Source organism: Micromonospora sp. C95 (assembly GCF_018070465.1).
GTDB lineage: Bacteria > Actinomycetota > Actinomycetes > Mycobacteriales > Micromonosporaceae > Micromonospora.
In genome coordinates this window covers 180626-202167 of sequence record NZ_JAGPXT010000007.1, presented here as the reverse complement: position 1 = coordinate 202167, position 21542 = coordinate 180626, and the positions used below count along the sequence as shown (strand labels likewise).

The following is a 21542-nucleotide window of genomic DNA, read 5'->3' as shown; positions in this document are numbered from 1 at the left end:
GGTGCTGCTCCGAGGGGATATCCTGCTGGCATGGTTCGCCAACCACTCACCGCCGAACAGATCGCCGCGGGCCAGCGCCTCGGAGCCGCCCTGCGGGCCGCCCGGGCCGGCCGTAGCCTCGTCGATGTCGCCCTGGCCGCCGGCATCTCTCCCGAGACGCTGCGCAAGATCGAGGCGGGCCGCCTGCCCGCGCCGGCGTTCGGCACCGTGGTCTGCCTCAGCCAGGCCCTGGACGTCCCCCTCAGCGACCTGGCCGAGGTCTGGCGCGCAGACCTGCCCATCCGCCAGGCGTCCTAGACCGCTTGTGCGCCCGTTCGATGTCGGCCAATCCGGGACGAGACCCGGGGTGCCCGTCATCTTCCTGGACCTCGACGGCGTACTGAATCCCTTCGCGGCGCCGACCTGTCCTGACGGCTACCAGGAACGGGTCCTGTTCGACGGTGAAGACCCACAGCGGTACTGCCTGGCGCACGCCGACTGGATCCGGGAACTGGCTGCCGCCGGAGAGCTGTGGTGGGCAACGGGTTGGGGTGAGGCGGCCAACGATTTCTACCTGCCGCTGCTCGGAGTCGGACCGCTGCCGGTGGTCAACTTCCCGCCGGTGCCGTTCGATCCCGAGCTGAAGGTGCCGGCCGTCGATGCCGTGGCCGCCGACCGGCCGGCTGCGTGGATCGACGACAACCACACCCCCGTCGGCCGGCGGTGGGCCGCTGCCCGCTCGGCGTCGACCCTGCTCGTGTCGATCGATCCCGCGGTCGGCTGGACCCGAGCGGACGTCGACCGGGTGGCGGGCTGGGCGGCCACCCTGCCTTCATGAGCGCGGTTGCCAGGAAGGTCGCCTGCCGACTCCGATGCAGGCCGCTAGGTGGCTTCGGCGGCATCGTCGTACGCTGCCTTGACGGTTGACGGACAGGGGGCAGAGGTGGCCGAGACGACGCTGACCGGGACGACGGTGGCGCAGGTGATGGCGGAGTTGGCCGAGCTTGCGGACCCGAGGACGCGCGAGGTGAACGAGCGGCAGGGCGATGACCATGGGGTGAACCTCAGCAAGTTGCGCGCCCTCGCGAAGCGGCTGAAGACCCAGCAGGATCTCGCGGGGCAGCTGTGGCAGACCGGCGACACGGCGGCGCGACTTCTGGCGATCCTGATCTGCCGCCCGAAGACGTTCGAGCGCGACGAGTTGGACACCATGCTGCGCGAGGCGCGTCGACCCAAGGTGCACGACTGGCTGGTGAACTACGTGGTGCGGAAGAGCCCGCACGGCGAGGAGTTGCGCCGGGCGTGGTTGGCCGACCCGGATCCGGTGGTCGCCAGCGCCGGCTGGGCGTTGACCACCGACCGGGTGGCGGCGAAGCCCGAGGGCCTCGACCTCACCGGGCTGCTCGACGTCATCGAGGTGGAGATGAAGGACGCGCCGGATCGCCTGCAGTGGGCGATGAACCACTGCCTGGCGCAGATCGGGATCGAGCATGCCGAGCACCGCGCCCGCGCGATCGGCATCGGGGAACGTCTGGGCGTGCTCAAGGACTATCCGACCTCCCCGGGCTGCACGTCGCCGTACGCGCCCACCTGGATCGCCGAGATGGTGCGCCGACAGCACGAGCGGTGACCATTGCCGTGCGGCGCTCGACCACCGGATGCCCGGCACGCCCAGGAGGAAGCCGGGACGGACCGGAGTGAGCGCGTCGTCGAGGGGACCACTTAGGATGGTCGACGGCGTCGGCCGCCGGATGTCGAGCAGGTGCGGTTCGGCCGACCGTGATCCGGTGTGGACGAGGAGACGAACTGTGGCGAACGAAGAGGTGGCACCGGCCGGGGTCGACATGAGCGTGCCGAGCATCGCCCGGGTGTACGACTACATGCTCGGCGGCAAGGACAACTTCGCGGTGGACCGCGCCGTCGCCGAGCACGCACTCCGGATCACGCCGGACGGCCCGCAGGCGGGCCAGGCGAATCGGGCCTTTCTGCGTCGGGCGGTGCGTTTGCTCACCGAGCAGGGCATCGGCCAGTTCCTCGATCTCGGCTCCGGTCTGCCCACCCAGGGCAATGTGCACCAGGTGGCCCTGCGCCACGACCCGCAGGCGCGGGTGGTCTACGTCGACAACGACCCGATCGTGCTGGCGCACGGTCGGGCGCTGCTGGCCGACGCCGGCACCGCGACGGTCGTCCAGGCCGATATCCGGTCGCCGGAGGCCATCCTGGAGCACCCGGAGGTCCGCCGGTTCCTGGACTTCGACCGGCCCGTCGGGCTGTTGCTCTTCGCGATTCTGCACCACCTCACGGACGACGAGGACCCGAAGTCGGTGGCGGCGAGGCTGATCGACGCATTGCCGTCGGGCAGCTACGTCGCGATCTCCCACTTCCGTGATCCCGGTGAGCGGCAGCCGGACGCCTCCCGGAAGGCACGCGAGGTCGAGCGCATCTTCAACGAGTCCCTCGGCACCGGCCGTTGGCGTACCGACGAGGAGATCCTCTCCTTCGTCGAGGGCCTGGAGGTGCTGGAACCGGGCCTGGTGCCGGTGGCCGCGTGGCGACCGGACCCGGATGAGGCCGCACCGGAGCAGAGCGACACCTACCACACCTTCGTCGGACTCGTCGCTCGCAAGCCGTGATGCCGTAACCGGGCCTCCTGCGGCGGCCGCGTCGAGCGCGGCCGCCTACCCGGGTGCCGTCACCGCCACACGGTGACCTGACTGGCCACCAGTGCCTTCTGCCCTTCGAACGTCCGGTAGGCCGCCGGGTCGGTCAGGTGGTGGCGGGCCGCGAGACGGCGGTACGAGAAACGGACCACGGTCCCCTCCACGCTGAGCAACTGCGGCGGGGTCGCCTCTACGGACTGGCGGGTCAGGACGAGCAGGCTGCGGTCGGCCAGGTCGACGTCCCGGACGACGAGCGCCCGCTCGTCGACGACCTGATCCACGGCTGCGGTCACGGTCAGTGCGTCACCGACGTCGACCCGCGCGAGGGTGTTCGGCGGGCTGGTGCCGGTGGACGGTGGTGGTGGTTCCGCTTCCGGCTCGGGGGCGCAGCCGGTGACGGCGAGCACAGCTGCCAGCGCGGTGGCCAGTGCCGCGTGCACGTGTCGTGTGGTCCAGGTGGCCGCGGGTCGCTCGCTCATGTCGTCGCCTCCTCGAAACGGTGCCTGTGCTCAGAGATGCCCCGTGGGATGACGAGCGCCGCGCGAACGTGTGACGGTCGCGTGACATCACAGGTCGACCGCCATCAACTGATTGACCAGGGGTTTTCCCGCCTCCGGCAAGGGGTAGCGCGATAGTCGACCAGGGCGGTGACCGGACGCGATCCGCCAACCGGACACCCCGGCGGGGTGCGCGACCGGAGCGGGAGGTGTGCTCGTGCGATGTCTGCAGCGGCGTTACCGGCTCGACGAACCGGTCGGCCGGGGCGGGATGGCCACCGTCTGGCGCGGCTACGACCTGCGCCTGCAGCGCACCGTCGCGGTGAAACTGCTGTCCGCACCACTGCTCGGCGACCCCGCCGCCCGCGACCGCATTCGCCGCGAGGCGCTGGCCGCGGCGCGGCTCGACCACCCCGGCGTCGCCCGGGTCTACGACTACGGTGAGCAGCGGCACCTGACCCGGACCCCGACCCCGTTCCTGGTGATGGAGTTCGTCGCCGGATCGACGCTGGCCGCCCGCCTCCGGGCCGCCGGTTCGCTGCCGCCGGACGAGGTGCTGCGGATCGGTCAGCAGGTGGCGGCGGCCCTCGCCGCCGCGCATGAGCAGGGCATCGTGCACCGGGACGTCAAGCCCGGCAACATCATGCTCACCGACAGCGGCGTGAAGGTGGTCGACTTCGGCATTGCGGTCGGCGCGGGCGACGACCCGGCGGAGCCGGACGGGCAGGTGTGGGGTACGCCGAGCTACCTGCCGCCCGAGTTGACCGCCGCAGCGGAGGCGGTTCCGGCGGGCGACGTGTTCGCCCTCGGCGTCGTCCTCGCCGAGTGCCTCACCGGTCAGGCTCCTCAACGCGCTCCGCACGAATCGGTGGCCGTCCCCGCCGTCGAGGGACTGTCCGACTCCCACGCGCACCTGATCGGTAGGTGTCTGGCCACCGATCCGGACCAGCGTCCGGGCGCGGCCGAACTCGCCGAGATGCTGGCCGGGGCGACCATGACCGTGCGGCCGGCACCGGGCTCCGCGCCCACCTCGGTCGCCGTGCCCACCCGGACGGTCGCGGGCCCCACCAGGCCAGCCGGCGCACCTGCCCGGCGGTCGGCGGTCGTCGGGCGGCGGCGCGGACTGCTGTTCGCCGCGCCCGCCGCCGCGGCGGCCGCGCTGGCCGGGATCCTGCCGGGACTGCTCACCGCCGAGGAAGGCTCGGCCGACCCGCCGGCTGCCGAGGCCGGCTGCACGGTGCAGTACCAGGCGCAGCAGGCCGCCGATGGGCGTTTCCTGGCTCAGATCAGCGTTACCGGAACCGGGCGACCCGCGACCGGGCAGCGGGCGCTGACCTTCACCCTGCCGGCCAGCCAACATCTCCTCGACGTGCGGGGCGCCGCCTGGACACACGATGAGCAGCGGGTGACTCTGCGGCTGACCGAGCCGTCGGAACCGGGCACGGGCGTGACGGCAACCCTGCACGGCCGGGTCGAGTCCGGCGGGCACGAGACGCCGGAGCGGTTCAGTCTGGCGGGTGTCGCTTGCGAGCATGCGGGCACGCACGTACGGACATCGGTCCTGGCCTCCGCGTCGGCCGAGCCGGCGGCATCGACGGAGGGGCCCTCCCGGGGGCGGTCGGTTACGCCGGATGGGGACCGCCCGTCTCCGGACGGCGGCGGAGGCGGATCGGGTCAGGTCGATGCCCAGCCGTCGGGCGCGCCGTCGGCGACGCCACCGGGCACGCCGACCAGCTCGACGCCGACCACGTCCGATCCGTCGACCTCCCCGAGCCCGTCGGCGACGACCAGCCCCACGCCCAGCCCGTCGGCGACGTCGGGTCCCGCGGCGACCTCGCGCCCCCCCACCCCGTCCCCGCCGCCGGATCCGACCCCGGCACCGAGCACGGAACCTGCCGAAACCGCAGCTCCGACTGCCGAGCAGACGTCTCCCGCCGCCTCGGTGACCTCCACCACGTCGGCGGCGGACGAGGACGGCGACACCGGCGACACGAACTCCTGATCCACCCCAAAACTTGATTGATTCCAGAAGAGTCGAGTAGGTTCGTCGGCATGACGGCCGACTTCGAGGCGCAGCTGCGGGCGGTCTCGTTGCGCGTGACCCGGCCCCGGTTGGCGGTGCTCGCGGCGCTGCGCGACCACCCGCACGTGGACACCGACACCGTGATCCGGCTGGTCCGTGCGGATCATCCCACGGTGTCCCACCAGGCGATCTACGATGTGCTGCGGGCGCTCACCGACGCCGGTCTGGTGCGGCGCATCCAGCCCACCGGGGCGATCGCCCGCTACGAGTCCCGGGTGGGGGACAACCACCATCATGTCGTCTGCCGCTCCTGCGGTGTGATCGCCGACGTGGACTGCGCCGTCGGCTACGCCCCCTGTCTGACCGCCTCCGACGACCACGGGTTCGTGGTCGACGAGGCGGAGGTCGTCTACTGGGGCACCTGCCCCGACTGCGCGACCGCACGCACCACAAGTGAACCGCCAGGTCGGAAGGAAGCACATTGAGCAACGCAGAGCACGACGCCCCGTCCAGCGCTCAGGGAGTGGACGCCAAGGCGGCGGCCGGCTGCCCGGTCGCGCACGACTCCGTGACCGCCCACGGAAGCGAGAGCGAGAACCCGGCGATCGACTCGCCGACCCCGAAGACCGGCGGTCGTCCGCGTACGAACCGGGACTGGTGGCCGAACCAGCTCGACCTCTCGGTGTTGCACGCCCACTCGTCGAAGGGCAACCCGCTGGGGGAGGACTTCAGCTACGCCAAGGAGTTCGCCAAGCTCGACGTCGAGGCGCTCAAGCGGGACATCACCGAGGTGCTCACCACCTCGCAGGACTGGTGGCCGGCCGACTTCGGCCACTACGGCGGCCTCATGATCCGGATGAGCTGGCACGCCGCCGGCACCTACCGCATCGAGGACGGGCGCGGTGGCGCCGGTGACGGCGGTCAGCGCTTCGCCCCGCTCAACAGCTGGCCGGACAACGCCAACCTGGACAAGGCCCGTCGCCTGCTGTGGCCGGTGAAGCAGAAGTACGGCCAGCAGATCTCCTGGGCCGACCTGCTCGTGCTCGCCGGCAACGTGGCCCTGGAGTCGATGGGCTTCAAGACCTTCGGCTTCGGCTTCGGCCGTGAGGACGTCTGGGAGCCCGAGGAGATCTTCTGGGGCCCGGAGGACACCTGGCTCGGCGACGAGCGCTACGTCTCCGAGAAGGAGATGTCGCAGGGCGTCGGCGCGACCGAGATGGGTCTGATCTACGTCAACCCGGAGGGCCCGCGCGGCAACGCGGACCCGCTCGCGGCGGCGCACTTCATCCGGGAGACCTTCGCCCGGATGGCGATGAACGACGAGGAGACCGTCGCACTGATCGCCGGTGGCCACACCTTCGGCAAGACCCACGGCGCCGGTGTCGCCGACGACCACGTGGGCCCCGAGCCGGAGGGCGCGCCGCTGGAGACGCAGGGCCTGGGCTGGCTGAGCACGTACGGCAGTGGCAAGGGCGCCGACACCATCACCAGCGGCCTCGAGGTCACCTGGACCGACCGGCCGACGCAGTGGAGCAACCGCTTCTTCGAGATCCTCTTCGGCTACGAGTGGGAACTCACCACCAGCCCCGGTGGCGCCAAGCAGTGGGTCGCCAAGGACGCCGAGGCGATCATCCCGGACGCCCACGACCCGTCGAAGAAGCACAAGCCCACGATGCTCACGACCGACCTGTCGCTGCGCGTCGACCCGGCGTACGAGAAGATCTCCCGCCGGTTCCTGGAGAACCCGGACGAGTTCGCGCTGGCCTTCGCCAAGGCATGGTTCAAGCTGCTGCACCGCGACATGGGTCCGGTCAGCCGGTTCCTCGGACCGTGGGTGCCGGAGCCCCAGCTGTGGCAGGACCCGGTGCCGGCCGTCGACCACGAGCTGGTCGGTGACGCCGACGTCGCGGCGCTGAAGGCGAAGGTGCTGGAGTCCGGCCTGACCACCGCCCAGCTGGTCAGCACCGCCTGGGCCTCGGCCGCGAGCTTCCGGTACACCGACAAGCGCGGTGGTGCCAACGGCGCCCGGATCCGCCTCGAACCGCAGCGCAGCTGGGAGGTCAACCAGCCGGAGCAGCTGGCCACGGTGCTGAGCATCCTGGAAGGCATCCAGCAGGAGTTCAACGCGGCGGGCGGGGCCAAGATCTCCCTCGCCGACCTGATCGTGCTGGCCGGTTCGGCCGCCGTGGAGAAGGCCGCGCGCGACGCCGGTGTCGAGGTCACCGTCCCGTTCCACCCGGGCCGCACCGACGCCAGCCAGGAGCAGACCGACATCGAGTCGTTCCGGGTCATGGAGCCGCGCGCCGACGGGTTCCGCAACTACCTGCGGGCCGGCGAGAAGACCCAGCCGGAGGTGCTGCTGATCGACCGGGCGTACATGCTCAACCTGACCGCGCCCGAGATGACCGTGCTGATCGGCGGCCTGCGTTCCCTCGGTGCCAACGTCGGTGACAGCCGGCACGGCGTGCTCACCGACCGGCCCGGCGTGCTCACCAACGACTTCTTCAGCAACCTGCTCTCCCCGGGCACGCGCTGGAAGTCGTCGGAGTCCGAGGAGCACGTGTACGAGATCCGTGACGTGGCCACCGACCAGGTGAAGTGGACCGCGACCGCGGTCGACCTCATCTTCGGTTCCAACTCCCAGCTCCGGGCGCTCGCCGAGGTGTACGCCAGCGACGACGCCCGTGGCAAGTTCGTGGCCGACTTCGTGGCGGCCTGGACCAAGGTGATGGAACTCGACCGGTTCGACCTCGCCTGATCCGGGCATTCGACAACGAGCCCCGGGCGATCGGCGACGATCGCCCGGGGCTCGCCCCAGCTGAGGTCCGAGGGCTGCGTCAACCCTTGAGGCCGGTGTGGGCCAGGCCCTCGATGAACTGCCGCTGGGCGATCACGAAGATCACCAGGATCGGGATTGCGGTCATCGACGCCGCCGACAGCTGCACGTCCCACATCGGCCCGCCGTAGGCGTCCACGAACTGGGTGAGCGCCTGCGGAAGGGTGAACTTCTCCGGTGTGGAGAGGAAGACGATCGGCTCCAGGTACAGGTTCCAGCTGTGCAGGAAGGTGAAGATCGCCACCGCGCCGAGCGCCGGGCGGGCCAGCGGCAACGCGATACGCCAGAAGGTCGCGAACCGGCCCAGCCCGTCCACCCGCGCCGCCTCCTCCAACTCGGCGGGGAGGGTGATGAAGAACTGCCGCATGATGAAGGTGGCCAGCACGCTCGGCGCGCCCAGGATCGGCACCAGGATCAGCGGCCAGTGGGTGTCCACCAGGCCCCACGAGTTGAACATGCGGAACAGCGGAACGATCGTCACCTCACTCGGGATGAGCAGCCCGACCAGCACCACCACGAACAGCACCTGCTGGCCCCGGAAGCGGATCCGGGCGAAGGCGTACCCGGCCAGCGACGAGACCGCCAGGGTGCCGACGGTGACCACGGCCGCGATGTACCCGCTGTTGAAGTACTGCTGCGCGAACGGTTGCAGCTCGAAGACCCGACGGTACGCGGAGAGGCTGGCCTCGGTCGGGATCAGCGACGGCGGGAAGGCGAAGATGTCGCTGACCGGCTTCACCGACGAGGTGACCATCCACCAGGTGGGGAAGACGAACGGCAGAGCCAGCAGGCAGAGCGCGCCGTAGAGGGCGACCCTGGCCCGTACGGAGAGCCTACTGTTCATGGAAGACCCACCTCCTGCGCATCCGCCACTGCACGACGGTGAGCACCAGCACGATCAGGAAGAGCAGCACCGACAGCGTGGCCCCGTAGCCGAACTGGTGGAACTGGAACGCCCGCTGGTACAGGTAGTAGACGAGCACCGTGGTCGAGGTGCCCGGCCCGCCCTGGGTGAGCACGGCTATCTGGGCGAACACCTGCAACGACCCGACCACCGTGATGATCGAGGTGAGCAGGATGGTCGGGCTGATCAGCGGCACGGTGATCCGCCGGAACCGGGTCCAGGCGCTCGCTCCCTCGACCCGGGCCGCCTCGTACAACTCCGCCGGCACGCCCTGCAACGCGGCCAGGAACAACACCATGTTCAGGCCGACGTTCTTGACCACCTGCACCACGATCACCGACAGTAGGGCCGTCCAGTCGCCGCGCAGCCAGTTCGGCCCGTCCACGCCGATGGTGCCCAGCGCACCGTTGACGCCGCCGTCGTCCTGGAGCAGGAACCCCCACACGATCGTCCAGGCGACAAGCGAGACGACGACCGGGGAGAAGAACAACGTCCGGAACACGACGGTGCCGCGGAGCCGCTGGTTGAGCAGCACCGCCAGCAGCAGGGCCAGGCTGAGGTTGAACACCACCAGGCCGATCGAGAACAGCGCGGTGACCCGCAGCACCGACGGCAGGTTCGGGTCCTCGGCCAGAGCCTGGTAGTTTCCCGGGCCGACGAACTCGAAGGTGCCGGCGAGCACGTTCCACTCGTGCAGGCTGTACCAGACCACCAGTCCGAGCGGGATCAGCACGAACAGCACCGAGCCGGCCAGTTGCGGTGCGACGAAGAGGAGCCCGGCGAGCTGATCGCGGCGACGGGTCGTCCACCAGCCGCGCCGTCGATACGGCGCGGCCCCGCCGGGGGCGGACCGGTCACCGGCCCGCCCCACGGTGTCCCTGGTCAGGACCGACATCGAGGATCCCTACTTCGCCAGCAACGGGGTGATCGCGGTGCAGACGCCGTCGAGTACGCCCCGCACGTCGGCGTCCGGCCGCCACAGCGGGTCGAGCGCGGCCCGGACCGCCTGGTTCAGCTCGGCCTGGCCGGTGTGGCTGGGCTTGACCACCCCCTCGGCGATCCCGTCGATCACCACTTCCTGCAACTGTTCCGGGCTCAGCAGCGGGTTGGTCTTGGCGAGGGTCTCGGCGGTGAGCAGCGAGGTACGCGGGGGCGGGAAGAACTGCGCCAGCTTCGCCGAGTTGGCCGGGTTGGTCAGGTACGCCAGGAAGTCGGCGGCAGCCTCGGCGTTGCGGCCCTGCTTGAGCACTCCCATGCCGCCCTGCCCGATCACCGCGTACTCACCCTTCGGCCCGGCGGGCAGCGGCACCAGGTCCCAGCCGAACTTCTGCCCGTCCAGCAGGGACGCGCGGGAGATCTGGGTGATGGTCATGCCGGCGTCACCGGCGAAGAAGTCGGCGGTGGTACCCGGGCCGGGCAGCGCCTTGTCGACGAAGATCCCCCGGTGCAGGACCGTCATCGCCTCGACCATCTCGGCGGAGTTGAAGCCGCAGGTGCGGCCGTCCTCGCTCCACGCCTGCGCGCCCCAACCGGTCCATACGGTGGACAGGAAGTCCCAACCCTTGTAGTCGAAGTCGCGGACCACCAGACCCGCCTTGCCGGTCTCCGCCTGCACCGCCTTGGCGGTGGCCAGCGCGTTCTGCCAGGTCCACTGGCCGGCGGCGATCATCTCGGCCGGGCTCTGCGCGCCGGCCGCCGTCACCAGGTCGGTGTTGACGAAAACCCCGAACGGCGAGGTGGAGAAGGGGTACGCGAACAGCTTGCCGTCGGCCTGCCACAGTTTCGTCGCGGCCGGGGCGAGCTCGTCGAAGCCGTACCCCTCGGTGCTCTTGAGGGTGTCGTCAAGCGGCACCAGCGCGCCGGAGGTGACGAAGTCGGGCGCGGAGTTCTCCAGCACCCAGGCCAGATCGGGCGGGTTGCCGCCGGCGATCTGGGTGGTCAGGGTGGTGGTGTAGCTCTCGAACGGGATCGGGTCGAAGGTGATCCCGGCGACGTCCGGATTCGTCGCGGCGTACTCGGCGGCGATCTCGTTGAACAACTTGAGGTGGGCCTCGTTCGCCGACCAGGTGGTCATCCGCAGCGTGACCGGGCCGTCGGACTCGGCGGAGTCGCCGCCGCAGGCGGTCAGGCCGAGCAGCGCGGTGAGCGCGACGACGGCCGTCAACCGGTTCCTCATCAGGTTATGTCCTTCCTCAGTAGCCGGCGATGTCGGGCCAGCGCAGCTCGACACCGGACTCGGCGAGGCGGTTCTGGAAGTCGGCCAGCAGGCCGGGGGTGTAGCGCACCGCGCGGGGGGTGACCCGCCGGGCCAGGCAGAAGTCCGCGAGCAGACCGGCGACCTCGCCGACGTTCCACTCGACGGGGTGCAGGCGATAGGAGCCGTTGGTGATGTGCGTGGTGCCGATGTTCTTGCCGGCGGGCAGCAGGTTCTCCACCCGGCGGGGGATCAGGGCGCCGAGCGGGATCTCGAAGGGGCAGGAGGCCACGTCGATGTAGTTGTCGCCGCCGGTGGAGGGGTGCAGGTCGATGCGGTACATGCCGACGCCGACCGAGTCGGCGTAGCTGACCGCGCCCTTGTCGCCTCGGATCTCCAACGAGAGGTCCTGCTCGACGACGGTGTACTCGGCCCGGATGCGGCGCGACTCCCGGATGTAGGGCGCCTGGGCCAGGCCGCTGTGGGTGACGTCGCCGCCGGTGGCGGCGGTGCCGGTGCCGGTGACGTCGCCGCGCAGCCGCAGGCTGGGGAAGCCGGTGCCGCCGTCGGCGCGGGGCGCCTCGGTCTGCAACCAGTAGAGCACCGACAGTGAGAGTTCCCGGGCCGCCTCGATCCGCGCGTACGGATCGGGTACGTCGATGACCGGCGCTTCGAAATAGTCGAGCATCGGCCAGTTGACCAGGCAGATGTCGCTGTCGTACGCGCCGGGGGCGAAGTTGCGCCGGGCGGCGATCCGGCGGAACGTCCACAGGTTCCCGTCGCCGGGGTTGACCCGCTGGTCGGCCTGGACCAGCCACGGGTCGTCGTCCGGATTCGGGGTGAAGGTGCGTTCGGAGATCGCCAGGGTGCGCGGGTTTGGGGAGCGGAACGACAGCATCCGGTCGCCCCAGAACGGTGGCCGGTACGCCCGCCAGAAGTCGTACGCCGCCGGTTTGTCGATGGTGTGGTCGCCGTCGACGTGGTCGACCGCGAAGCACACCGACACCGCCTGCATGTTCGTCGGCTGGGCCTGCTCCGGCGCGCTCGGCTCACCGGTGTCTGCCCGGGACTCGAAGCCGGTGACGTACTCGGTGCCGGTCAGCGGCAGCAACTCGCCGGTCTCGGTGGCGTCCAGCACGTACGGCGCGCTCAGGTGCACCAGGTCACCGGTGTGCCGGTGCGCCACGGTGACCCCGGTGACCCGGTCGCCGTCGGTGTCGGCGGCCACCGGCCGGTACGGCTGGAGCACCCGCAGCCGCCCGGACCCCCGGTACGGCCCCAGCATGGCCTCCAGCACCGCCACCGCGACCCGGGGTTCGTGGCAGAGTCGACTGACGTGCCCGGCCCCCGGGTTGAGCGCGGTGGTGCGCCGAGCCCGGTCGGTGAGCGGATACCAGCGCCGGTAGTGCTCCCGGATGCCGTCCCGCAGCGCCCGGTAGCTGGCCGTGACGCCGAAGCGCTCCACCCAGGAGTGCTCGTCCGGCGGTACGGCCTGGCTGGTGAGCTGCCCGCCGAGCCAGTCGTACTCCTCGGTCAGCAACACGCTGCGGCCGGCGCGCAGCGCGGCCAGGGCGGCGGCCACGCCACCGAGCCCACCGCCGACGACAAGTACTTCGGCCTGCATCTCGGGCACGGTCGGTCCTCTCATGAAACGATCCAGGGCCGCCGAACGACGGCGCGGCGGCCGGTGTTGAGCTGGTCAGTGTCGGGGTGGCCGCAGGGTGACGCCGTCGACCGGCTGGCACGGCAGCAGCCGCTGGGTGACGGTGCCGGGCACCCCGGCCAGCAGTCCGGTGAGTACCTCGACGGCCTGCCACCCCATGTCGCGGCGGGGGATCCGGAAGCCGGTGAACTCAAGGTCGCTGGTTGTCGGCCGGGTCGGGTCGCCCAGGGCCAGGATGGACAGGTCGGCGGGCACGGTCAGGCCGCGCTCGGCGGCGACGGTGGCCAGGGCGACACCGTCGGCGTACTCCTCGGCCAGCACGGCGGTGACGCCGGCGTCGAGCAGCGCGTCGAGCAGGTCGGCGGGGGATCGGTCGGTGGGTTCGTGTCGGGCCGGCAGCCCGGCCGCGTCGAGGGAGGCCCGGTAGCCGGCGAACCGGTCGGTGTGTGATTCCGGGCCGGCCCCCTGGCCGAGGTACGCCAGCCTGGTGTGGCCGGCGTCGAGGGCGCGCCGGACCACGTCGGCGGTGGCGGCGGCGTAGTCCGCGCCGACGTACGGCACCGGTCCGCCCGCGTCGTCGCGCCGGCCGACGGAGACGAAGGGATGTCCCTCGGCGACCAGCCGGCCCAGTTCGTCGCGGTCCAGGGAGCGACCGAGCAGGACGCAGCCGTCGGCCAGCCGTAGCCGGTTGTCGTCGTGGAAGATGCGCCGCCGGCCCTCGGCGACCGGGGCGCTGGTGAGCAGCAGCAGGTCACAGCCGAGGCGCTCGGCGGACTCCTCGATGCCGACCAGGAACGGATGGTAGAAGTCGCCGGTGCCCGCCGGGAAGACCGGCTCGTAGGTGAAGACGCCGAGGATCCGGTTGTGCCGGGCGGCGAGCCGCCGGGCCACCGGGTCGGCGACGTACCCGGTGGACCGGATGGCGTGCAGCACCCGGTCCCGGGTCTCCGGTGCGATCCGGACGCTGCCGTCGTCGCGGCCGTTGAGCACCAGCGACACCGTCGCCTGGCTGACGCCGGTCATCCGGGCGATGTCCTGCTGGGTCACCCGCCTGCGCGATCCGGTCACGTTCCGTGTCCAATCGTTTCTGCGCTAATACGCATTAGCTACGTTGGTGTGAAATCCTGCGACCCGCCACCGTCCGACGTCAACCCCTGACGACGGAAAATCTCTCCGCAAAATCGGCGTGATAATTCGTATTAGCACCTTGACCCGGGCTCGTCTCCGACCGCAGACTCATCGATCACGAGGTTCGCTCCCTCATGGAGCCCGATCTCACGTACGGTCACCGGCAATCGATGCGGCGACCGCCGGTCCTCGCCGCCAGCGCCGGCCTGCCACGTCCCAGCCGGCAGCGTTGCCCCACCGCCGTCCCCAGCTCCGCCATCGACGAGCGTCCCCCTCACGATCGGAGATCCGCATGACCGACCGATCCCTACCGGAACCCGCTCCGGTGAGCCGCCGTGGCCTGCTGCGCGGCGCGGCCCTGATCGGCACCGCCACCGCCGCCGGTGCCGCCATCGGCGGCACCCTCGCCGCCGCTCCCGCCCTCGCCGGTCCGGCCGGCTTCCCCAGCTACCGGTACGTCCGCGACGCGTTCGCCACGCCGCTGCGCTACGACCCCACCGGCGAGACGATCTTCCCCTGCGTACGCGGGGTCTACGACAAGATCTCCGGTGCCCGGGGCCGGTACTACCTCTACTACGCCCCGCACGACGCACCCGGCGGCATCTGCCTGGCCTACGCCGACCGGCTCGAAGGCCCCTACACCGAGCACCCGGCCAACCCGATCGTCGACCGGGTGCTGCCCACCACCACGGTCAGCCACGTCTCCTCGCCGCACGTGGTGTGGAACGCCTCCACCAGGGAGTTCTTCCTCTACTTCCACGGGGAGAACTTCACCACCCGGGTGGCCCGGTCCCGCGACGGCATCACCTTCACCAACGAGACACCGATCCTGAGCACCCGGCTGGTGCCGAACACCACCGAGACCTCGTACGCCCGGGTGTTCGAACACACCGTCGCCGGGAAGAACAACAAGTACGTCATGCTCTTCATGGGCGCGCACACCATCGGCCCCGGCACTCGCAAGATCTTCTGGGGTTGGTCACCGAACGGCTGGGACCAGTGGCAGTTCGCCCCGAACCCGCTGATCTCGCCGGCCGGCGACGGGCTGACCGACATCTCCAGCCCGCACCTGCTCAAACGCAACGGGACAAGCTATGTCGCCTACCACGGCAACGACGGCCGCATCCGGCTCACCGAGGTCGGCAACAACTTCGACCGGGAGGTGCACCTCGGGGTCTTCCACGCCCCGATCGCCTCGGACAACGGTCGGGTCGCCGCGCCGGCCTTCGGCACCGACGGCGGCGTCTCGTACATGATCTACGAGGCCGGCCCTCGGCTGGACGCCCGCATCCGCATCGCCCGCGCCGTCTGACCGGTATGGACGACCGCCTCGGCCCGGCCGGGACGGGTTCGTTGCCGGCCGGTGACTGCCGCCGGACCGGGACAGACCGGCGACCACGGCGGCGGCGCGTATGCGGACGTGCAGGTGGCGGCCACCGCCCTGAGCGAGCGGTGGCCGCCACCGGAGCTACCTCACCGGCCCGGGCACGTCATCGTGGCCCGGCCGGGTGTCACAGGTTGGCGCAGTATCCGATGCTGAAGGTGCTGGCGCCGGCGGCCAGGGTGCGGTTCCAGTCGACTCCCCGGATCCGGTAGCTGCCGTCGGTCAGCCGCTCCCGCTTGAAGTTCCAGGCGGTGTAGATGTCACCCTCCAGATCGACCACGGCGGTCCACTCGACGGGCTTGTCGCCGTTGTTGGTGGCGGTGATGGTGGCGCAGTAGCCACCGCCGCTGTCGGAGTTCCAGCGGGCGATCCGCTCCATCGCGATCTCCACGTTGGAGCCGGCGACCAGCCGGCCCACCCCCCAGCGGGCGGTGGTCTGGTAGCCCTCGCCGTTCTGCTCGGCCCAGTTGCGGATCGACGTACGTGCGCCGTCGGAGGCGTCGTTGACCTGGAAGTCCAGGCCGTGGAAGGTGCCGAGACCACCGTATTCGAGCAGGCTGATCGCCGCCTCGACGGTGTATCCGGTCTCGGTACGCACCGCGGCGCTCTCCAGCCGTCCTGCCTGGAACGCCTCGTCACCGGTGCCGAACGACACCACGTTGTCAGCGTTGATCCGGATCTGGGTGTCGTCGTAGCGGAAGGGACCGTTCTTGGCGTTGCCGGCGTCGACGTAGATCTCGACCGAGTCCTGGGTCCACGGGTCGGACCCGGAGACGTCCACCACCGGGTCGGTGACCTCGGCCAGCACGTAGAGCGTCTGGCCCCGCCACAGGGTGCGAACGTTCGCCGTCGCGCCGTCGGTGCCGGAGACCTGCTTGGCGGTAGTGACCGAGCTGGCCTGGGCCCAGCCGGCGTCCACGGTGCCGTCGATGACCGGAGCGGTGGCCGTCTCGCGTACCTCCAGATACGACAGCTCCTCCACCAGGCTCAGGGTGCCGACGGCGCCCGGAGTGTTCCAGCCGGAGGTGGTGTCGTCGTCGGTCACCCGCACGTCGAAGGTGCGGGTCTCGCCCTCGGCGGCGTCGGCCAGCGGCAGGTGGGCGACCATCTGGTAGCCACCGTCCCGCTCGGTCGCCACGGCCGGCACGTCGCCGTCGCCGTCGCGGGCGACCCGGTAGGTCTCCTCGCCGAGGGCGAAGGTGACCTGGTCGTCGTCGGAGACTGAGGCGTCGTCGACCGTCACGTACGCGGTCAGGTGGTCCGGCGCCCAGCGCAGCTGGAACCGGGCCGTGTCCTCGATCGGGTGCAGGGGCAGTTTGCGCCAGGTCAGGTCCTTCGGCGCGGTGGCCGTGAGGGGCACGTCACCGGCGAAGACGTTTGCCGTACGCAGGCGCGCCGGCAGGTCGCCGTCGACCGTCCCGTAGTAGGCCGGCTTGGCCCGCAGGTTGTCGTCGAACAGCAGCGGAGCGTTGGCCGACCGCCACGATCGGCCGTCGGTCAGTCCCCACACGGTGACGGCGAACAGGTCGTCGGTGTGCTCCCGGAAGATCCGGAAGGCGTCCCGGTAGAAGTAGCCCTGCTCGATCAGCCGCGCCTGGGTCACCGGCGTGCCGGTGGTGACGTCGAGTTCGGTGACGGCCTGGGTCAGTGGCAGCTCGGCGAAGGCGTCCAGGGTGGCCTCCAGGCTGCTGGCCGGTGTGGCCAGCGAGACGTGGAACTGGTGACCCACCCCGTCGATCGGCACGTCGCGGTCGACAAGCCGCTGCACCAGCGCCCGGTAGCGGGCCTGCTTGCCGCTCTGCTCGGTGTTGTAGTCGTTGATGAACAGGGTGACCGGGTCGCTGCCGGGCACGGCGTGGACGTCGTTGAACGCCTCGTGCGCGTACTCGAACGACAGGTCGATGAAGCTTTCGCCGAGGATCCGGTACCACTCGCTGCGGCGCAGGCCGTCGGCGTACTCGCCGCTGTCGCTGATGACCTCGTTGACGACGTCCCAGGCGTACAGCGGGTTGGTGGGGGAGCCGAAGAGTCCGTAGCGGTCGGCCAGTGACTCGGCGACGTCGAAGATGTGGGTCCGCAGCCGGTCGCGCAGCACCTGCTGGTCTGCGGCCGACGTGGTCAGCGGCTGGCCGTCGGCGTCCTGGAAGAACCAGGCCGGGGTCTGGCTGTGCCAGACCAGCACGTGACCGTAGACCCGCAGGTCGTTGTCGCGGGCGAAGTCCAGCACCGTGAGCGCCTGCTCGTGCGGTCGGAAGGTGCGCTCGTCGTCGTACCAGGCCTCGGGCTTCATGTGGTTCTCGTGGGTGACCTGGTTGAAGTGCCGGTTGAGCAACTCGGCGGCGCCGCCGACGGTCTCCCGGGCGTCGATCGCCACGCCGACGGGAAAGTCGGTGGTCTCGTGGATGGGCGTGAGGTCCTCGATGACCGGCGGCTCGGGCACCTGGACGACGATGTCGTCGACCAGGAAGTCGCTGGTGTTGCCGGCCACGTCCGCGCCCTGCCAGCGGGTCTCGAAGTAGAGCAGCGCCTCGTCCGAGGCGGGCATGGTGAACCGGGCGCTCACCTCGGTCCAGCCGGTGTTGGTGATGGACTCGAACTGGGCGAGGGTGCTGAACGACTGGCTGCCGCCGGCGGTGCTGGCCAGGCTGAGCCAGATCTGGTCGGTCGGCTGCCCCTCGGCGAACCGCAGCCAGGCGCTGAACTCGTAGGTGACGCCCGACTCGAACAGGCCGGCCACGTCGCGCCCGAGGCCGGCGCCCTGGTCGACCCGGTCGGTGACCAGCGCCGCGGCCGTCCCACCGTGCGCGACGTCGCTGATCTCGACCGTCGGGGCGCCGGGACCGCTGTCGCGCGGACCCCAGCCGTCGAGACCGTCCTCGAAGTCGCTGTCGATGACGACGGTGCCGGGCTCGGGTCCGCCCGGCCCGCCGTCCGGGGCGGTGATCAGCACGTCGTCCACGAGGAACGGGGTGCTCTCCGCCGCCTCGACGTAGAGGGTGGCGGCGCTGAGCCCGTCGGGCAGCGTGTACGTGCCGCCGATCTGCACCCAGGCGTCGGCGGTGGTGGCGACGTCCCCGCCGATCCAGGTGTAGGTGTTGTCGCCGCCGGCGGCCGGGGTCGCCTCGACGGTGAAGTGCACGCCGGCGGTGCCCTCGGTGCCGGCCGGCAGCTTCACCCAGGCGGTGACCGAGTACTGCGTGCCGGGCCGGAACAGCGCCGTGGCGCTCGTCGCCGGGCCCTGCCAGTTCGCCGTCCGGCCGGTGACCGACAGGCTGCTGTCGCTTTCGCGCCCTTCGTCGGCGATGGCGAGGGTGATGTCGCCACGCGGGCCCCACGGGGCGTACGAGCCGGACTCGAAGTCGTTGGCGAGGACGACCTCGGCGGCGGCCGCCGGTGCGGGTGCGACCGCGACCGCGACCGCCGCGAGGAGTGCGGCCGAGCAGAGCAATGCGATGGTTCGGGGTCGGCGTCGTGAGCGATGGGAAAGGTTCCAGAGGCTCATCGAAATCCCTCTAATTAATATCGGTGCTGGCGGGGTGTGTCTGACGTGGCCCTTCGGACGGATTCAAGCGCGTGCATGCTATGCCGAGACCACCGCACTGGCCAGAACTTCCGGAAGTTTCCGGTAACGACGCAACCGTGGCGGCTGGTGAATCGGCAGCGGCCGGGGCTACCGGAGTGGTTGGCCGGCCGGCCGGTGCGGCACCGCGGTACGGGCAGACGCGCCGGCCCGGTACCGGAAGACGTGCCGGTAGGTCTGCGGGGTCATCCCGCTGATCCGGCCGAAGTGCTGGCGCAGGTTCGCACCGCTGCCGAAGCCGGTGCGGTGCGCGATCCGCTCGACCGGATCCTCGGTGGTCTCCAGCAACTCCTGTGCCAGCCGGACCCGCTGCTCCAACAGCCACTGCAACGGCGTGGTGCCGAGTGAGTCGCGGAACCGGCGGGCCAGAGTGCGCGGGCTCAGGTTGGCCGCGCGGGCCAGGTCGTTGACCGACAAAGGCCGGTCCAGGCGTTGCCGCGCCCACTCCAGCACCGGGCCCAGGTCGGCCGGTGCGGCCCCCCGCACCGGCGGCGCCGGATACTGGGTGTGGTCGGCACCCCGCTGCGGTGCCACCACCATCCGCCGGGCCACCTCGTTGGCGACCGCGGCACCGTGGTCCAGCCGCACCAGGTGCAGGCACAGGTCGATGGCGGCGGCCGTGCCGGCCGAGGTGAAGATGTTGCCCTCCGCCACGTACAGCACCCGGGGGTCGAGGTCGACCAGCGGGAACCGGCCGGCGAAGTCCTGCGCGTTCATCCAGTGCGTGGTGGCGCGGCGACCGTCGAGCAGGCCGGCCGCGGCGATCGGGTACGCGCCGGTGCAGATGCCGACGATGCGCCGGCCCCGGGCGTACGCGGTACGCAGCGCCTCGACCAGCCCGGCCGGGGGACTGGTCTGGGCCGGCCGGGCGCAACCGGGCACCAGCACGGTGTCGGCCTCGACCAGATCGTCCAGGCCGTACGCGGGGTCGAGCCACGAGCCACCCGTGGTACGCAGCGGGCCCGGCTCGGCCGCGCACAGGCGCAGCTCGTACCACGGGTCGACGATGTCCCGCCGGTCGGTGCCGAACACCTCCTGCGGAATCGCCAACTCGAAGATCGGCAGGTTGTCGGTCACCGCCACGGCGACGACGTGCGGACGCATGGCAGAAATCTAGCGCAGCTCGGCGGCAATCCGGCTGTCCCGACGGGCCGGCCCGGACGACCGTGATCACATGACTCAGACCCGTGCCACGCCGATGACCGGCGGACGGCTCACCGCCGCCCAGGGCGCCGCCCTCTACGTCGGCGCCGTGCTGGGTACCGGGGTGATCGCGCTGCCCGCGCTGGCCGCCGAGGCCGCCGGTCCCGCCTCGCTGCTCGCCTGGCTGCTGCTCGTGATCGTCTCCGCCCCCTTGGCGGCCACCTTCGCCGCGCTCGGCTCCCGTCACCCGGACGCCGGTGGCGTCTCGACGTACGCCCGGATGGCCTTCGGGCCGCGGGCGGCGGCCGTCGTCGGCTGGTGCTTCTACTTCGCGGTGCCGCCGGGCGCATCCGCGGCGGCGCTGTTCGGCGCGGCCTACGTCGAGGCTGCGGTCGGCGGCGGTACGCCGACCGTCGCGGTCACGGCGGTGCTGCTGATGGTCGCGGTCACCGTCACCAACCACGCCGGTGTGCAACTCGCCGGCCGGGTGCAGCTCGCGCTCGCCGGAGCACTTGTCGCGCTGCTGCTGCTGGCGGTGCTGTTGTCGCTGCCGCACGCGGACGCCGCGAACCTCACGCCCTTCGCCCCGCACGGCCTGACCGCCGTGGGCCCCGCCGCGGCGCTGCTGATGTGGAGCTTCGTCGGATGGGAGGCGATCACTCACCTGACGGGCGAGTTCCGTCGTCCGGAGCGGGACCTGGTCCGGGCCACCGCCGCAGCCGTCGTCGTGGTCGGTGCGCTCTATCTGGCGGTGGCCTTCGCGACCGTCGCCGTGCTCGGCTCCGCTGCGGCGGGGTCCGCGGCGCCGCTCGGCGAGTTGTTCGCGATCGCGCTCGGCGGCGACGCCCGCTGGTTGGTCGCCGGGGCGGCGCTGCTGCTGACCTTCGGCGCGATGAACGCGTACTACGCCGGTGCGGCGAAGCTCGGTGCCGCCCTCGGCCGGGACGGTGCGTTGCCCGACTGGCTCGCCCGGGGCAGCGTGGCCGGCGAGGTGCCCCGGCGCAGCCTCGCTGTCACCGCCACCCTGGCGTTCCTCGCGCTGGGCGCGGTACTGGTAACCGGCCTGGGGACCCACTCGCTGGTGCTGCTGACGACGGGTTCCTTCATCACCGTCTACGTCATCGGTGTCGCGGCGGCGTTGCGGCTGCTGCCCCGCCGCAGCGCCGCCTGGTACGCCGCCGCCGCGACCATCGGCGTGGTGCTGTTCCTCCTGGCCATGACCGGCGTCTACCTGCTCTGGCCGGTGGCGCTGACCGGGGCGGCGCTGCTGTACCTCCGGGTACGGGGATCGAGCCGCGCCTGATCGGCGACGCGCACCCGACAGACGCGCACCACCCGCCGGGACTCGGGGCTCGGCGGGTGGGTGCGGTTCGGTGCCGGCGCGGTCGGCACTTGTTAGGCTTGGCCCAGCGGATCAACCGCGCGGTACGCAGCGAGGAGCGCAACATGCTTTCGGGGGACGACGACATCTCGGGGTGAGCAGCCCCGCCGCCGTGCTGGTGGCCTGTCGTGTCATGGCCCTGTCTGCCTGACCGGGACGCCTGTGGCGTT

At 71.2% G+C, this 21542-nt stretch carries 17 protein-coding genes; 9 read left to right on the top strand and 8 right to left on the bottom strand.

The window, feature by feature from the left end; genetic code table 11:
• The first annotated feature begins 30 nt into the window (after positions 1–30).
• From KBX00_RS11425 to KBX00_RS11410, 4 genes are all read left to right on the top strand, one after another.
• Positions 31–297, top strand: a complete 267-nt coding sequence (locus KBX00_RS11425) for a helix-turn-helix domain-containing protein (protein WP_210826019.1) — start codon at positions 31–33, stop codon at positions 295–297.
• A gap of 49 nt (positions 298–346) precedes the next feature.
• A complete protein-coding gene (locus KBX00_RS11420; protein WP_307868463.1) occupies positions 347–817 on the top strand; it encodes a hypothetical protein in 471 nt (156 codons plus the stop codon).
• Between the two features lie 105 nt (positions 818–922).
• Positions 923–1609: a DNA alkylation repair protein gene (locus tag KBX00_RS11415; protein ID WP_210826017.1), complete on the top strand. Its 687-nt coding sequence runs from the start codon at positions 923–925 to the stop codon at positions 1607–1609.
• A 178-nt stretch (positions 1610–1787) separates the two neighbouring features.
• Positions 1788–2612 carry an SAM-dependent methyltransferase gene (locus tag KBX00_RS11410; protein WP_210826015.1) on the top strand — a complete coding sequence of 275 codons (825 nt, stop codon included), beginning with the start codon at positions 1788–1790 and terminating at the stop codon, positions 2610–2612.
• A 59-nt stretch (positions 2613–2671) separates the two neighbouring features.
• On the opposite strand, the gene KBX00_RS11405 is transcribed toward KBX00_RS11410, so the two are convergent.
• Complete coding sequence (locus tag KBX00_RS11405; RefSeq protein ID WP_210826013.1) at positions 2672–3118, bottom strand: hypothetical protein; 447 nt, start codon at positions 3116–3118, stop codon at positions 2672–2674.
• Between the two features lie 235 nt (positions 3119–3353).
• Between KBX00_RS11405 and KBX00_RS11400 the strand changes: the two genes are divergently transcribed.
• From KBX00_RS11400 to katG, 3 genes are read left to right on the top strand one after another with little or no spacing between them, the layout of a single operon-like run.
• Positions 3354–5138 (top strand): serine/threonine-protein kinase, encoded by a 1785-nt coding sequence (locus KBX00_RS11400; protein ID WP_210826010.1) that lies wholly within the window; start codon positions 3354–3356, stop codon positions 5136–5138.
• A gap of 50 nt (positions 5139–5188) precedes the next feature.
• Positions 5189–5644: a Fur family transcriptional regulator gene (locus KBX00_RS11395; RefSeq protein WP_093407101.1), complete on the top strand. Its 456-nt coding sequence runs from the start codon at positions 5189–5191 to the stop codon at positions 5642–5644.
• Positions 5641–7917 (top strand): catalase/peroxidase HPI, encoded by a 2277-nt coding sequence (katG, locus tag KBX00_RS11390; RefSeq protein WP_210826008.1) that lies wholly within the window; start codon positions 5641–5643, stop codon positions 7915–7917. The genes KBX00_RS11395 and katG overlap by 4 nt, the downstream gene beginning before the upstream one ends.
• 79 nt (positions 7918–7996) lie before the next feature.
• On the opposite strand, the gene KBX00_RS11385 is transcribed toward katG, so the two are convergent.
• From KBX00_RS11385 to KBX00_RS11365, 5 genes are read right to left on the bottom strand one after another with little or no spacing between them, the layout of a single operon-like run.
• Positions 7997–8839, bottom strand: a complete 843-nt coding sequence (locus tag KBX00_RS11385) for a carbohydrate ABC transporter permease (RefSeq protein ID WP_210826006.1) — start codon at positions 8837–8839, stop codon at positions 7997–7999.
• On the bottom strand, positions 8829–9794 hold the full coding sequence (locus KBX00_RS11380; RefSeq protein WP_210826005.1) for a carbohydrate ABC transporter permease: 966 nt from the start codon (positions 9792–9794) through the stop codon (positions 8829–8831). Before KBX00_RS11380 ends, KBX00_RS11385 begins: the two co-directional genes overlap by 11 nt.
• 9 nt (positions 9795–9803) lie before the next feature.
• Positions 9804–11075, bottom strand: a complete 1272-nt coding sequence (locus KBX00_RS11375; RefSeq protein WP_301547718.1) for an ABC transporter substrate-binding protein — start codon at positions 11073–11075, stop codon at positions 9804–9806.
• 16 nt (positions 11076–11091) lie between these two features.
• On the bottom strand, positions 11092–12741 hold the full coding sequence (locus KBX00_RS11370; RefSeq protein WP_301547717.1) for an FAD-dependent oxidoreductase: 1650 nt from the start codon (positions 12739–12741) through the stop codon (positions 11092–11094).
• A 51-nt stretch (positions 12742–12792) separates the two neighbouring features.
• Positions 12793–13803 carry a LacI family DNA-binding transcriptional regulator gene (locus KBX00_RS11365; RefSeq protein ID WP_307868460.1) on the bottom strand — a complete coding sequence of 337 codons (1011 nt, stop codon included), beginning with the start codon at positions 13801–13803 and terminating at the stop codon, positions 12793–12795.
• Positions 13804–14176: 373 nt separating this feature from the next.
• Here KBX00_RS11365 and KBX00_RS11360 point away from each other — a divergent pair, with 373 nt between their 5' ends.
• Complete coding sequence (locus KBX00_RS11360; protein WP_210826001.1) at positions 14177–15196, top strand: hypothetical protein; 1020 nt, start codon at positions 14177–14179, stop codon at positions 15194–15196.
• 199 nt (positions 15197–15395) lie between these two features.
• Here the strand turns inward: KBX00_RS11360 and KBX00_RS11355 are convergent, their stop codons facing one another.
• Positions 15396–18770: an endo-1,4-beta-xylanase gene (locus KBX00_RS11355; protein WP_210825999.1), complete on the bottom strand. Its 3375-nt coding sequence runs from the start codon at positions 18768–18770 to the stop codon at positions 15396–15398.
• 168 nt (positions 18771–18938) lie between these two features.
• The gene (locus KBX00_RS11350; RefSeq protein WP_210825997.1) at positions 18939–19952 is read right to left on the bottom strand and encodes a GlxA family transcriptional regulator; all 1014 of its coding nucleotides are present in this window, start codon (positions 19950–19952) and stop codon (positions 18939–18941) included.
• A 70-nt stretch (positions 19953–20022) separates the two neighbouring features.
• On the opposite strand from KBX00_RS11350, the gene KBX00_RS11345 reads away from it, so the two are divergent.
• The gene (locus KBX00_RS11345) at positions 20023–21294 is read left to right on the top strand and encodes an APC family permease (RefSeq protein ID WP_374225286.1); all 1272 of its coding nucleotides are present in this window, start codon (positions 20023–20025) and stop codon (positions 21292–21294) included.
• Positions 21295–21542: the final 248 nt, after the last annotated feature.